The organism is Enterobacter sp. E20 (assembly GCF_000801755.2).
Taxonomy (GTDB): Bacteria; Pseudomonadota; Gammaproteobacteria; order Enterobacterales; family Enterobacteriaceae; genus Enterobacter; species Enterobacter asburiae_B.
In genome coordinates this window covers 599586-614115 of the sequence record NZ_CP012999.1, presented here as the reverse complement: position 1 = coordinate 614115, position 14530 = coordinate 599586, and the positions used below count along the sequence as shown (strand labels likewise).

The 14530-nt window shown below is 58.6% G+C and carries 14 protein-coding genes; 13 read left to right on the top strand and 1 reads right to left on the bottom strand.

All coding sequences use genetic code 11. The features are described from left to right. Positions 1–5 precede the first annotated feature (5 nt). From NI40_RS02890 to yjiA, 11 genes are all read left to right on the top strand, one after another. Positions 6–386, top strand: coding sequence for a 5-carboxymethyl-2-hydroxymuconate Delta-isomerase (locus NI40_RS02890; protein WP_039262283.1), 381 nt, complete (start codon positions 6–8; stop codon positions 384–386). 122 nt (positions 387–508) lie between these two features. Next, positions 509–1312: a 2-oxo-hept-4-ene-1,7-dioate hydratase gene (gene hpaH / locus NI40_RS02885; RefSeq protein ID WP_039262280.1), complete on the top strand. Its 804-nt coding sequence runs from the start codon at positions 509–511 to the stop codon at positions 1310–1312. A 10-nt stretch (positions 1313–1322) separates the two neighbouring features. After that, entirely contained in the window at positions 1323–2120 is a 798-nt protein-coding gene (hpaI, locus tag NI40_RS02880) for a 4-hydroxy-2-oxoheptanedioate aldolase (protein ID WP_039262278.1), read from the top strand. Positions 2121–2141: 21 nt separating this feature from the next. Beyond that, entirely contained in the window at positions 2142–3494 is a 1353-nt protein-coding gene (gene hpaX, locus NI40_RS02875; RefSeq protein ID WP_039262275.1) for a 4-hydroxyphenylacetate permease, read from the top strand. Further along, positions 3466–4398 (top strand): 4-hydroxyphenylacetate catabolism regulatory protein HpaA, encoded by a 933-nt coding sequence (hpaA, locus tag NI40_RS02870; protein WP_039262273.1) that lies wholly within the window; start codon positions 3466–3468, stop codon positions 4396–4398. Before hpaX ends, hpaA begins: the two co-directional genes overlap by 29 nt. A 177-nt stretch (positions 4399–4575) precedes the next feature. Continuing rightward, positions 4576–6138: a 4-hydroxyphenylacetate 3-monooxygenase, oxygenase component gene (hpaB, locus tag NI40_RS02865; protein ID WP_033144556.1), complete on the top strand. Its 1563-nt coding sequence runs from the start codon at positions 4576–4578 to the stop codon at positions 6136–6138. Positions 6139–6155: 17 nt separating this feature from the next. Continuing rightward, entirely contained in the window at positions 6156–6668 is a 513-nt protein-coding gene (locus NI40_RS02860; RefSeq protein ID WP_023310274.1) for a 4-hydroxyphenylacetate 3-monooxygenase reductase subunit, read from the top strand. A 179-nt stretch (positions 6669–6847) separates the two neighbouring features. Next, complete coding sequence (locus tag NI40_RS02855) at positions 6848–7765, top strand: helix-turn-helix transcriptional regulator (protein WP_039262271.1); 918 nt, start codon at positions 6848–6850, stop codon at positions 7763–7765. A 191-nt stretch (positions 7766–7956) separates the two neighbouring features. After that, positions 7957–10110, top strand: coding sequence for a carbon starvation CstA family protein (locus tag NI40_RS02850; RefSeq protein WP_023334384.1), 2154 nt, complete (start codon positions 7957–7959; stop codon positions 10108–10110). Positions 10111–10210: 100 nt separating this feature from the next. Continuing rightward, positions 10211–10414, top strand: coding sequence for a YbdD/YjiX family protein (locus NI40_RS02845; RefSeq protein ID WP_003856610.1), 204 nt, complete (start codon positions 10211–10213; stop codon positions 10412–10414). A gap of 10 nt (positions 10415–10424) precedes the next feature. Then, a complete protein-coding gene (gene yjiA, locus NI40_RS02840) occupies positions 10425–11378 on the top strand; it encodes a GTPase (protein ID WP_039262268.1) in 954 nt (317 codons plus the stop codon). A gap of 476 nt (positions 11379–11854) precedes the next feature. Here the strand turns inward: yjiA and NI40_RS02835 are convergent, their stop codons facing one another. Beyond that, positions 11855–13213, bottom strand: a complete 1359-nt coding sequence (locus tag NI40_RS02835) for an esterase-like activity of phytase family protein (protein ID WP_039262266.1) — start codon at positions 13211–13213, stop codon at positions 11855–11857. A 411-nt stretch (positions 13214–13624) separates the two neighbouring features. On the opposite strand from NI40_RS02835, the gene NI40_RS02830 reads away from it, so the two are divergent. After that, complete coding sequence (locus NI40_RS02830; RefSeq protein ID WP_023310269.1) at positions 13625–14170, top strand: YfaZ family outer membrane protein; 546 nt, start codon at positions 13625–13627, stop codon at positions 14168–14170. Next, positions 14170–14490, top strand: coding sequence for a hypothetical protein (locus NI40_RS02825; RefSeq protein WP_039262264.1), 321 nt, complete (start codon positions 14170–14172; stop codon positions 14488–14490). The genes NI40_RS02830 and NI40_RS02825 overlap by 1 nt, the downstream gene beginning before the upstream one ends. Positions 14491–14530: the final 40 nt, after the last annotated feature.

Here is a 14530-nt window from a genome sequence, read left to right as displayed (position 1 = left end):
CCACCATGCCGCACTTTATTGCTGAATGTACCGACAACATCCGCGAGCAGGCCGACCTGCCGGGGCTGTTTGCCAAAGTGAATGAGGCGCTGGCCGCCACGGGCATCTTCCCCATCGGCGGCATCCGCAGCCGCGCCCACTGGCTGGACACCTGGCAGATGGCCGACGGCAGGCACGATTACGCCTTTGTGCATATGACGCTGAAGATTGGCTCCGGGCGCAGCCTGGAGAGCCGGGAAGCCGTGGGGGAGATGCTGTTTGCGCTGATCAAAACGCACTTCTCGGCGCTAATGGCGAACCGCTATCTGGCGCTGTCGTTCGAGCTCGAGGAGCTGCATCCGACGCTCAATTACAAACAAAACAACGTGCACGCGTTGTTTAAGTAATACCGTCCCCTCTCCCTTTGGGAGAGGGTTAGGGTGAGGGGAAATCTCTGCGGCCTGATGCCCTCACCCCGTCCCTCTCCCACGGGGAGAGGGAGAAAACAAACGTAAAACAGGATATCGCCATGCTCGACAAACATACCCATACCCTGATCGCCCATCGTCTGCATCAGGCGGAACAGTCCCGGGAGCAGATCCGCCAGATCTCCCTTGACTACCCGACGATCACCATCGACGACGCCTACGCCGTCCAGCGCGAATGGGTCAGCCTGAAGATCGCCGAAGGCCGCGTGCTGAAGGGCCACAAGATCGGCCTGACCTCCAAAGCGATGCAGGCCAGCTCGCAGATTAGCGAACCGGACTACGGCGCGCTGCTGGACGACATGTTCTTCCACGACGGCAGCGACATCCCGGTCGATCGCTTCATCGTCCCGCGCATCGAAGTGGAGCTGGCCTTCGTGCTGGCAAAACCGCTGCGCGGCCCGAACTGCACCATCTTCGACGTCTACAACGCCACGGACTACGTCATCCCCGCGCTGGAGCTGATCGACGCCCGCTGCCACAACGTTGACCCGGAAACCCAGCGCCCGCGCAAGGTGTTCGATACCATCTCCGATAACGCCGCCAACGCGGGGGTGATCCTCGGCGGCCGTCCGATTAAGCCCGACGAGCTGGATCTGCGCTGGATCTCCGCCCTGCTCTACCGCAACGGCGTGATCGAAGAGACCGGCGTCGCCGCAGGCGTGCTTAACCACCCGGCGAACGGCGTGGCGTGGCTGGCGAACAAGCTGGCACCGTACGACGTGCAGCTTGAGCCTGGCCAGATTATTCTCGGCGGCTCCTTTACCCGCCCGGTGCCCGCCAGCAGAGGCGACACCTTCCACGTCGACTACGGCAACATGGGCTCCATCAGCTGCCGCTTTGTGTAAGGAGATAACCATGCAAAACGCATTCAAAGCGGCGCTGAAGGCGGGCCGCCCGCAAATCGGTTTATGGCTGGGGCTCACCAGCGGCTACAGCGCCGAGCTGCTGGCCGGGGCAGGCTTCGACTGGCTGCTGATCGACGGCGAGCACGCGCCGAACAGCGTGCAAACCGTCTTAACCCAATTACAGGCCATCGCGCCCTATCCCAGCCAGCCGGTGGTGCGCCCGTCGTGGAACGACCCGGTGCAGATCAAACAGTTGCTGGACGTGGGCGCGCAAACCCTGCTGGTGCCGATGGTGCAAAACGCCGACGAAGCGCGGCTGGCGGTACGTGCCACCCGCTACCCGCCCGCGGGCATTCGCGGGGTCGGAAGCGCCCTGGCGCGCGCCTCGCGCTGGAACCGCATCCCGGATTACCTGCAGCAGGCCAACGACGCCATGTGCGTGCTGGTGCAGATTGAAACCCGCGAGGCGCTAAAAAATCTGCCGCAGATCCTCGACGTGGAAGGCGTCGACGGCGTGTTTATCGGCCCGGCGGATCTGAGCGCCGACATGGGCTTTGCCGGCAATCCGCAGCACCCGGAGGTGCAGGCCGCCATCGAGCAGGCTATCGCGCACATCCTCAGCGCGGGCAAAGCCCCCGGCATCCTGATGGCGAACGAGCCGCTGGCGAAACGCTACCTCGAGCTTGGCGCGCTGTATGTCGCCGTCGGCGTCGACACCACCCTGCTCGCCCGCGGCGCCGAAGCGCTGGCGGCACGCTTTATCGAACAACCGGTTACGTCAGTTAATAACAATAAATCCGTCTACTAAACGTAAGATCTGGAGCGCACCATGACGACCTCTACCCTGCAAACCCATGATAATAAATCTGTTGAACATCGCGCCATTAACAAGCTGTTCCGACGCCTGATCGTCTTTCTCTTTATCCTGTTTGTCTTTTCGTTTCTCGATCGTATCAACATCGGCTTTGCCGGGCTGACGATGGGCAAAGATCTGGGCCTCACGTCGACCATGTTTGGCCTGGCCGCGACGCTGTTTTACGTCACCTACGTGCTGTGCGGGATCCCGAGCAACATCATGCTGGCGAAGATCGGCGCGCGGCGCTGGATCGCCGGGATCATGGTGGTGTGGGGCATCGCCTCCACCTGCACCATGTTTGCCACCAGCCCTGAAACGCTCTACGTCCTGCGCATGCTGGTAGGCATTGCCGAAGCGGGCTTCCTGCCGGGGATTTTGGTCTACCTCACCTGGTGGTTCCCGGCCTATCACCGCGCCCGCGCCAACGCGCTGTTTATGATCGCCATGCCGGTGACCATGATGCTCGGCTCGATCCTCTCCGGCTACATTCTGGCGATGGACGGGCTGTGGAACCTGAAGGGCTGGCAGTGGCTGTTCCTGCTGGAGGGGCTGCCGTCGGTGGTGCTCGGCGTGGTGACCTGGTTTTACCTCAACGACACGCCGGATCAAGCTACCTGGCTCGACGACGACGAAAAGCAGGCGCTGAAAACGATGATCGCCCGCGAGCAGGAGGTCGCCATTGCCCAGTCCGTCACGCCGCGATCGACGCTGCGCGAAGTGCTGACCCCGGCGGTGCTGCTCTACACGCTGGCCTACTTCTGCCTGACCAACACGCTCAGCGCCATCAACATCTGGACGCCGCAGATCCTGCAAAGCTTCAACACGGGAAGCAGCAATATCGTCATCGGTCTGCTGGCGGCGATCCCGCAGTTTTGCACCATTCTCGGGATGATCTGGTGGAGCCGACGCTCCGACAGGCTGAAAGAGCGAAAAAAGCACACCATCCTGCCGTACCTGTTCGCCGCGGCGGGATGGATGCTGGCCTCGGCCACCGATCACAGCCTGATCCAGCTGCTTGGCATCATTATGGCCTCAACCGGATCCTTTACCGCCATGGCGATATTCTGGACCACGCCGGATCGGGTGATTAGCCTGCAGTCCCGCGCGGTGGCGCTGGCGGTGATCAACGCGATCGGCAACGTCGGATCCGCCGTCAGCCCGCTGCTGATCGGCATTCTGCGTGATGCGACCGGCAGCTTCAGCTCCGGACTGTGGTTTGTGGCCGGGCTGCTGGTGGTCGGCGCGCTTGTGCTGACGCGCATCCCGATGACGCAGCGGGATCAACAGAGGAACGAGCATGTGCCAGAGCCCTATCGCCAACATTGATATCAGCAAGGAGTACGACGAAAGTCTGGGCACCGACGACGTGCACTACCAGTCGTTCGCGCGCATGGCGGCCTTTTTTGGCCGCGACATGCAGGCGCACCGTCACGACCAGTATTTTCAGATGCACTTTCTCGATACCGGGCAGATTGAGCTCCAGCTCGACGATCACCGCTACTCGGTGCAGGCCCCGCTGTTCGTCCTCACGCCGCCGTCGGTGCCGCACGCGTTTATCACCGAATCCGACAGCGACGGACACGTGCTGACGGTGCGCGAGGATCTGATCTGGCCGCTGCTGGAGGTGCTCTATCCCGGCACGCGGGAAGCGTTTGGCCTGCCGGGGATCTGCCTCTCGCTGGCCGACAGGCCGGACGAGCTGGCGGCGCTGAAGCACTACTGGCAGCTCATTGCCCGGGAATCCACGGAACAGCTGCCGGGTCGCGAACATACTCTGGTCCTGCTGGCGCAGGCGGTGTTTACCCTGCTGCTGCGCAACGCGAAGCTCGACGACCACGCTTCGGGCGGCATGCGCGGCGAGCTGAAGCTGTTCCAGCGCTTTACCCAGCTGATTGACGTTCATTACCACCAGCACTGGACGGTGCCGGAATACGCCAGCGAGCTGCACCTGACCGAATCCCGCCTGACCGATATCTGCCGCCGCTTCGCCAACCGCCCGCCGAAGCGGCTGATCTTCGACCGCCAGCTGCGGGAAGCCAGGCGGCTGCTGCTCTTCTCCGACAGCGCGGTCAGCGACATTGCCTGGCAGCTGGGGTTTAAGGACCCGGCCTATTTTGCCCGGTTTTTTAATCGCTTAGTGGGGTGTTCGCCGAGCGCGTATCGGGCGCAGAAAGTACCGGTGTCGCCTGTTCCCCTCACCCCGGCCCTCTCCCAAAGGGAGAGGAAGTAACCGTCCCCTCTCCCTTTGGGAGAGGGTTAGGGTGAGGGAAATCACACTCTGCGATCTCTCGCGAAAAGTACCCGTCGTTGTCCCAATCGTCCCTTCACGTTCCGCCCCTCTCAGGCTTCAATTAAACAACAAAAACAAAACATAAATTTAACAACCTTATTCCGATACGAGGTCCCTATGAAGCCTGAAGATTTCCGCGCTGATGCCAAACGTCCGTTAACCGGCGAAGAGTATTTAAAAAGCCTGCAGGACGGCCGTGAGATTTATATCTACGGCGAGCGCGTCAAAGACGTCACCACCCATCCGGCGTTTCGCAACGCGGCGGCCTCCATCGCACAGATGTACGACGCGCTGCACAAGCCGGAGATGCAGGACACGCTCTGCTGGGGCACCGACACCGGCAGCGGCGGCTATACCCACAAGTTCTTCCGCGTGGCGAAAAGCGCCGACGACCTGCGCCAGCAGCGCGACGCCATCGCCGAGTGGTCGCGCCTGAGCTACGGCTGGATGGGCCGCACGCCGGACTACAAAGCCGCGTTCGGCTGCGCGCTCGGCGCCAACCCGGCCTTCTACGGCCAGTTCGAACAGAACGCCCGCAACTGGTACACCCGCATTCAGGAAACCGGCCTGTACTTCAACCACGCCATCGTTAACCCGCCGATCGACCGCCACAAGCCGGCGGACGAGGTGAAAGACGTCTACATCAAGCTGGAGAAAGAGACCGACGCCGGGATTATCGTCAGCGGCGCGAAGGTGGTGGCAACCAACTCGGCGCTGACCCACTACAACATGATCGGCTTCGGCTCCGCGCAGGTGATGGGCGAAAACCCGGACTTCGCGCTGATGTTCGTCGCGCCGATGGATGCCGAAGGCGTGAAGCTGATCTCCCGCGCCTCTTACGAGATGGTGGCAGGCGCAACCGGATCCCCGTACGATTACCCGCTCTCCAGCCGCTTCGACGAGAACGACGCGATCCTGGTGATGGATCATGTGCTGATCCCGTGGGAAAACGTGCTGATCTACCGCGATTTCGACCGCTGCCGTCGCTGGACGATGGAAGGCGGCTTTGCGCGGATGTACCCGCTGCAGGCCTGCGTTCGCCTGGCGGTGAAGCTCGACTTCATCACCGCCCTGCTGAAGAAATCCCTGGAGTGCACCGGCACCCTGGAGTTCCGCGGCGTGCAGGCCGATCTCGGCGAAGTGGTGGCCTGGCGCAACATGTTCTGGGCGCTGAGCGACTCCATGTGCTCCGAAGCCACCCCGTGGGTCAACGGCGCGTATCTGCCGGATCACGCCGCGCTGCAAACCTACCGCGTGATGGCGCCGATGGCCTACGCCAAGATCAAGAACATCATCGAGCGTAACGTGACGTCCGGGCTGATCTACCTGCCGTCCAGCGCCCGGGATCTGAACAACCCGCAGATCGACCAGTATCTGGCGAAGTACGTGCGCGGCTCCAACGGCATGGATCACGTCGAGCGCATCAAGATTTTGAAGCTGATGTGGGACGCCATCGGCAGCGAGTTTGGCGGCCGTCACGAGCTGTACGAAATCAACTACTCCGGCAGCCAGGATGAGATCCGCCTGCAGTGTCTGCGCCAGGCGCAGAGCTCCGGCAACATGGACAAAATGATGGCGATGGTCGACCGCTGCATGTCCGAGTACGACCAGCACGGCTGGACGGTGCCGCACCTGCACAACAACAGCGATATCAACATGCTCGACAAGCTGCTGAAATAGCGCAGCGGGAGGTTGCAATGCATTCAGATGAACAACGCCTGCGTTTTCGCGACGCAATGAGTAGCCTGTCGGCGGCGGTCAATGTGGTCACCACCGAGGGCGAGGCGGGCCGCTGCGGCATTACCGCTACCGCCGTCTGTTCGGTCACGGACACCCCGCCGTCGGTTATGGTGTGCATCAACGCCAACAGCGCCATGAACCCGGTATTTCAGGGCAACGGCAGGCTGTGCGTTAACGTGCTGAACCACGAACAGGAGATCATGGCTCGCCATTTTGCGGGGATGACCGGTATGACGATGGAGGAGCGCTTTGCCCTCTCCTGCTGGCAGAAAGGACCGCTGGCGCAGCCGGTGCTCAAGGGCGCGCTCGCCAGCCTTGAGGGCGAGATTAGCCAGGTGCAAACCATCGGCACGCATCTTGTCTACCTTGTTGAAGTTAAGAACATTATTCTGAGTGACGCGGGACACGGTCTGATCTACTTCAAGCGCCGTTTCCATCCGGTCATGCTGGAGGCGGAAGCCGCCGTGTGATCCCCCCTCGCGCTGGCCTTTTTTTCCGGCCAGCGCCGCTTTCTACAAAAACTCCTAAGGTTTCCGCTAAATCACGCCGTTATATACCCATAAGAGAAATTTTCTGTGACTGAATACTGACACCTTTTGTCAGTGCATCCGCATCATTCAGCGCATACCTAAATATACAGGATGACCTTATGGCTAAAACGACGCGGAGCCGCTCGGCTGAACGTCTGGTCGATATTCTGGTTGAGCTACATTTAAACGGTGTGGTAAACCGCAGTGCGCTAATGGAAAAATTTAAAATTACCGAGCGTACCGTCTACCGGGATTTAAATGCCCTCTCTCCCATTGTTGAGCATACCGGTAACGGGCTATATCGGCTGATCCATTCTGCACAATCGCCCGGCGGACAAGGCTTACATCACACCCTTGCTAACTTCCTGAATGCTGACAGCTTTTTCCCTGAAAGAAACATGGAATTCTGGCAAAAGCTTGAAACGCGCGTTGACGAAAACCATATTCTCATTCTTGGCAATGAGGCAGAACACACGGTAGAACGTGATATTCGCCGTCATTTAACGAAAATCGAGAAATCGATTAAAAACCATAATGTATGTCAGATCGTTTATAAGGGAAAAACCCGTCTGATTAATCCCTATAAACTCATTAACAAAAAAAATATATGGTATTTACAAGCCACCGAAAATAGCCGCCTGAAATCCTTCTCATTGAGCCAGATTAGCTGGTTTGATATTCAGAAAACGACCTTCACGCCCGAAGAAAATGTCCTTGAGCTGCTGGAGAAAAGCCTCGACCCCTGGGTGTCTGAAAATACTTTCGCGGTGAAAATATTTATCAAAGATAATATTTCACATTACTTCCTGCGCCGCGATCTTCTGCCGGAACAGGAGCTGCTGGAGGAGCAACAGGGCGGCGTCACGCTGCGCTGCCAGGCGGCGCACGAAAACCAGATCCTGCCGCTGCTGTTCTACTGGCTGCCCCACATTCAGATTCTGGAACCGAACTGGCTGAAGGAAAAACTGATTAGAACGCTGGAGAACTATCTGGCGGTGGAGCGTAACCCGAATAATCAAGTGATCTCAATCACATAATTTCGTCCCCTGGCGGCGAGCCGGAACCGCTCGTCGCCCCCTTTGACCGCTCACCCGGCACTTTCAACCACTCATTCATTTACCGTCCTTTACACGCGCGAGGATCTGGCACGATCGCTCCAGCATTAATCAATACCTCCTCACAACGAACCCTGACCCTTTTTTCTTTACATAAAAAACCAGGTCTTACTATGGATACTAAAAAACTACTGAAGCACGTGCCCTGGGCCTTACTCGGGATCCTCGGCGCTTTTTGTCTGGCGGTTGTCGCATTACGCCGGGGCGAACACGTAAGCGCCCTGTGGATCGTGGTCGCGTCGGTTTCCGTCTATCTTGTTGCTTATCGCTACTACAGCTTGTACATCGCGCAGAAGGTCATGAAGCTCGACCCGACGCGCGCCACTCCGGCGGTCATTAACAATGACGGCCTGAACTACGTGCCAACCAACCGCTACGTGCTGTTTGGTCACCACTTTGCCGCTATCGCGGGCGCGGGCCCGTTGGTGGGCCCGGTGCTGGCCGCGCAGATGGGCTACCTGCCGGGTACCCTGTGGCTGCTCGCCGGCGTGGTGCTGGCGGGTGCGGTGCAGGACTTTATGGTGCTGTTTATCTCTTCTCGCCGTAACGGCGCCTCTCTGGGTGAGATGGTCAAAGAAGAGATGGGCCGCGTGCCGGGGACGATCGCTCTGTTCGGCTGCTTCCTGATTATGATCATCATCCTAGCGGTGCTGGCCCTGATCGTGGTGAAAGCGCTGGCCGAAAGTCCGTGGGGCGTCTTCACCGTCTGCTCAACCGTGCCGATTGCGCTGTTCATGGGTATCTACATGCGCTTCCTGCGTCCGGGACGCGTGGGTGAAGTGTCGGTGATTGGTATCGTGCTGCTGGTAGCCTCCATCTACTTCGGCGGCGTGATTGCGCACGACCCTTACTGGGGCCCGGCGCTGACCTTCAAGGACACTACCATTACCTTCGCGCTGATTGGCTATGCGTTTATCTCCGCGCTGCTGCCGGTCTGGCTGATTCTGGCCCCGCGTGACTACCTCGCGACCTTCCTAAAAATCGGCGTTATCGTCGGTCTGGCGATCGGTATCCTGGTGATTAACCCGGATCTGAAAATGCCTGCGGTAACCCAGTACATCGACGGTACCGGCCCGCTGTGGAAAGGCGCCCTGTTCCCGTTCCTGTTCATCACCATCGCCTGCGGTGCGGTCTCCGGCTTCCACGCCCTGATTGCGTCCGGCACCACGCCTAAGCTGCTGGCGAACGAGAAAGACGCGCGTCTGATCGGCTACGGCGCGATGCTGATGGAGTCCTTCGTGGCGATCATGGCGCTGGTTGCCGCGTCTATCATCGAACCGGGTCTCTACTTCGCGATGAACACCCCGCCTGCGGGCCTCGGCATCACCATGCCAAACCTGCACGAGATGGGCGGTGACAACGCGGCGCTGATTATGGCGCAGCTGAAGGACGCGAGCGCACACGCGGCGGCGACCGTCAGCTCCTGGGGCTTCGTGATTTCGCCTGAGCAGATCATGCAAACCGCGAAGGACATCGGCGAACCGTCCGTACTGAACCGCGCCGGTGGCGCGCCGACGCTGGCCGTCGGTATCGCACACGTGTTCCACAAGGTGCTGCCGTGGGCGGACATGGGCTTCTGGTACCACTTCGGTATTCTGTTCGAAGCGCTGTTCATCCTGACCGCGCTGGACGCCGGTACCCGTGCGGGCCGCTTCATGCTGCAGGACCTGCTCGGTAACTTCGTGCCGTTCCTGAAGAAAACCGACTCTCTGGTGGCGGGCATTCTGGGTACTGCGGGCTGCGTCGGCCTGTGGGGCTACCTGCTGTATCAGGGCGTTGTCGACCCGCTCGGCGGCGTGAAGAGCCTGTGGCCGCTGTTCGGTATCTCTAACCAGATGCTCGCAGCCGTTGCTCTGGTGCTCGGTACCGTGGTCCTCGTGAAGATGAAGCGCACCAAATACATCTGGGTAACCGTTGTTCCTGCGCTGTGGCTGCTGCTCTGCACCACCTGGGCGCTTGGCCTGAAGCTGTTCAGCGCCAACCCGCAGCTGGAAGGCTTCTTCTTCATGGCTAACCAGTACAAAGAGAAGATTGCCGCAGGCGGCGCGGACCTGACCGCGCAGCAGATTGCCAACATGAACCATATCGTGGTGAACAACTACACCAACGCGGGTCTGAGCATTCTGTTCCTGGTGGTGGTGTACAGCATCATCTTCTACGGCATCAAAACCTGGCTGAACGTGCGCAACGCCGACGGCCGTACGGATAAAGAAACCCCGTACGTGCCGGTGCCGGAAGGCGGCGTGAAGACCTCTTCACACCATTAATCCGCAATCCTCCCCCTCTCCCTTTGGGAGAGGGCTGGGGTGAGGGGAACATAAGCCCAGCGGACTCACATCGCCGGGCTTTTTCTGTCTGGAACCCACAATGTTTGGTAACTTAGGCGAAGCAAAAAAATACCTCGGTCAGGCGGCGAAAATGCTGATTGGCATTCCGGACTATGACAACTACGTTGAGCACATGAAGACCAACCATCCGGATAAGCCGTACATGACCTACACCGAATTCTTCCGCGAGCGTCAGGAAGCGCGCTACGGCGGAAGTGGAGAAGGCGGCGTTCGCTGCTGCTAAAGGAGAGACCATGACCCCGATTGCCGTTACCCTGCTGACCGGTTTCCTCGGCGCCGGTAAAACCACCCTGCTGCGCCACATCCTGAACGAACAGCACGGCTTCAAAATCGCCGTCATCGAAAACGAATTCGGCGAGGTCTCCGTTGACGATCAATTGATCGGCGATCGCGCCACCCAGATCAAAACCCTGACCAACGGCTGCATCTGCTGCACCCGCTCTAACGAATTAGAAGACGCCCTGCTGGATCTACTCGACAGCCGCGATCGCGGCGAGATCGACTTTGACCGCCTGGTGATCGAGTGCACCGGCATGGCCGACCCCGGCCCGATTATTCAGACCTTTTTCTCTCACGAAATCCTCTGCCAGCGCTACCTGCTGGACGGCGTGATTGCCCTGGTCGACGCGGTTCACGCCGACGAGCAGATGAACCAGTTCACCATCGCCCAGTCTCAGGTGGGCTACGCCGACCGCATCCTGCTGACCAAAACCGACGTGGCGGGCGAAAGCGAAAAACTGCGCGAGCGCCTGACGCGCATTAACTCCCGCGCGCCGGTTTACACGGTGACGCATGGCGACATCGATCTGTCTCAGCTGTTCAACACCAACGGCTTTATGCTGGAGGAGAACGTCACCGCAAAACCGCGCTTCCACTTTATGGGAGACAGGCAAAACGACGTGGCATCGATTGTGGTGGAGCTGGACTACCCGGTGGACATCGGCGAGGTTTCGCGCGTGATGGAAAACCTGCTGCTGTCGTTTGCCGACAAGCTGCTGCGCTACAAAGGGATGCTGTGGATTGACGGCGAGCCGAACCGCCTGCTGTTCCAGGGCGTGCAGCGCCTGTACAGCGCAGACTGGGATCGCCCCTGGGGCGAGGAAGCACCGCACAGCGTGATGGTATTTATAGGCATACAGCTGCCGGAAGAGGAAATTCGGGCGGCGTTTGCGGGCCTGAAGAAATAACCGCTATGCATCTCCTCTCCCCTGTGGGGCTGAGGGATCCCCGGTAATTTTTTAACCTGAAGCGATGAATGTTGCTTCAGAAAAATTAGTGGCTCACAGCGATGCCCTGGTCCGGCTGTAAATCGCCGAGGCGTTTCCGTAAGGCCGGGGCGAGGCGCAGGGATGCGCCGAGAGGGCGTGGCCTGCAGGGATGCAGGCTCATGCCCGACCCGATAGCCTGAAGGAATAAGCTGAGGGTACCGCGAAGCGGCGATTTACCGCCGGGAGCCCGGGTCGCCAGGGTGGTGGCGATTGAGCCACCCTGGCACGTTCACAGGTCATGCCGTTACAGAGTAGCAAGGAACATAGAGTGAACGGAATAACCTCCACAGCCGTATGTTCCCCCTCACCCCAGCCCTCTCCCTCAAGGGAGAGGGAGCCGTCTGTGCAGGCATTATCTTGTGGGGATACCCCAGCCTTTAGCAAGAAGGGTAAACTTATTTCACCGCCTCCGGCAGCGTCACAATCCACAGCTCGCTGTCCGACTCCGGCTTCTTCAGCGGCTTCACGCTGAGCGTGGTTTCCACCGGCTTATCATCCAGCGTCAGCTTGCCTTCCGCGTTCACCCGATAATCCTTGAGCTTCTTGCCCTCGACCGGGTTTTGCATCGCAACCTTTACGCCAAAGTCGTTATCGTTCGCTACCGCAAGCGTTTTGCTGTCGATCAGCGCCAGTCCTTCAGCCTTCTCCTGCTGCCAGCCCAGCGCGCGGAGATCGACGACCTGCGTTTTAGCCGCAAGGGTAATGCCGCGCTGCGCCAGGGTTTTCTCATCATCAAACTCCGGGTATTCGCCCGGCTTGTCGAAGGCGGAAAGGTCGCTCGCCTTGCTGAGATCCACCTTATAAATCAGGTTACGCATCCCGTCGTTTTTATCGCTTCCCTGCTCAATCAGCAGGATGTGCTGGTCATCGAGCGCCACGATGTCGCCGATTTTGGCGTCGCTGTTTTTGCTGTAGGCCGCGCTGTCGATAGGGTAACCGTACATCGCCGTTTTCCCGGTCGCCGGGTCGAAGCTCACCAGACGCGTAAACAGCGCCTGCTTTTTGCTCTTGCCGTCGATATCCAGCGTGCTTTGCACGGCCGCGATAATACGCCCGTCCGGCATCCGGGTCAGGCCTTCAAAGCCCCGGTTCGCCTGGCGCCATTTGATGATGTTTGGCAGGCCGCCCGCGATGGATTTCTCCCCTTCCGCGGCCTGCGGCCCGTGGATCGCCAGGATCTTCCCTTTGCTGTCGACGTTAATCAGGAACGGGCCATATTCGTCGCACAGCCAGTAGCCGCCTTTGCCGTCCGGGGTGATGCCTTCCGTGTCCAGCCCACGGTTGTCACCCTTCAGGATCTTGAGGGTGTCGCTGAACGCCACTTCATTGGTGGAGCCAATCACGCCGCTTTGCAGCGGCAGACCGTTGATCTCGCCTTTATCATCATGCAGCGGGCGGGCGTCGACAGCCTCCGCTTTGCCGTTCTGAACGCGGATGGTCATCAGCAGCGGCGCGAAATCTGGCGTGACAAATATTTTGGCTTCGTTTTTACCCATTTTGGGCGCATCGGCGTTTGGACCGCGATCGGTCACGGTCGCAAAGGTCAGGGCGTCGCCCTGCTTGCCCGTAAACAGCAGGCCAGAACCGATTCCCACAGGGAGTCCGTTTGGAAACGCGCTGGCAAACGCGCCGCTGTAGCTCACGTGGGAGCCTTCAGGGAAGCTGACGACATAGCGCTCAGCAGTGGGCTGCGCCGCCAGGCCAGAGAAAGAGAGCGCACAGCCGATTAGCACAGGAATAATTTTTCTTTTCATATTGTTAGCATCCAGTTAGTGAAGCCAACAACGTAAAGAATAAACGTGTCAGAAAAATGACATGGAAGGGAAAACGGCCTGCGCGATTGAACGTATATTCATCGCTCGAAATGTAAGGCTTTGTTGTTTTGTGTGACAGGCGAAACATTTTTGGAAATTATTAGAAACCCAATTAATTCATCTCAAATCACTATCCCCGCCTCGTTCAGTTTATGTTTAGTCAAAAAACTAAACGGTTCCTAAACGCTAAAAACATCCCCTGTTGACACCCCGACAATCAAACATCATTGCAACAACTTCAATAAAAAAGTTAACAATATCAGTATAAAACCGCGATTTATATCACATTTGCAGTCATTAACATCGCTTGTTAAGGTGCGCCCAGATGAATTTAATGACGAGGCATAAAACATGAAAAAACTGAATATCCTTCTTCTTTCTGCTCTGGCTGCCGTATCGGGTTCCGCACTGGCGATGGGCGGCACCGTTGAGCAGGGTAAAAACTTTACCAACCTCAATCTGGAAATGGGGAAATCCTCATCCGGTGTTTATCTGGAAAGTAACTGGCTCAAAAACACCGACGACGGTACCCAGACCGGCGGCGTGGGCGCAGGCTACAACCTGGGTCTTGGCCCGGTGATGCTGAACGCGGGCGCAAAAGCCATCTACCTCGGCCCGAAAAAAGGCGATAACGGCGTGGCGTTCCCGATTGGCGGCGGCGTAAACGTTGCCCTGACCGACAGCATCCACGTGTACGGTGAAGGCTATGTCGCACCAGAAGGCCTGAACAACAGCGTGAAAAACTACGTCGAAGCCAACGGCGGCGTAAGCTGGACGCCAATTACGCCAGTGACCCTGAAAGTGGGCTACCGCCACGTGAGCGTGGACGGCAAAGACGGTCGTCCTGGCCACACGCTGATTGACGGCGCATACGTAGGCGGTGGAGTCACCTTCTGATGAAACACCGCATGACCGCGCTTTGCGTTCTGAGCCTCACGCTGATGCTCGCCGGCTGCGTCCAGTACAAATGGGTGAAACCGGGCGTCAGCGATGCGGAAATGAATAAAAAGCTCACGGAATGCGAAGCGCAGGCGCTGATCGATCTGCCCCCGGATAACGTCGTGACCGGATCCAGCTCGGAAAAAACGGACAAAAAGAACAAGAAAAAGGATATTTCCACGAGCTACACGGTTGAAGACGCGAATGAATATCGCCGGGATACGTTAGTTGACAGCTGCATGTTCAAAAGCGGCTGGGACAAGATCGAAGTGCAATAATCCCTTTAAAAAAACCTGCCGGCTGGCAGGTTTTTTTATG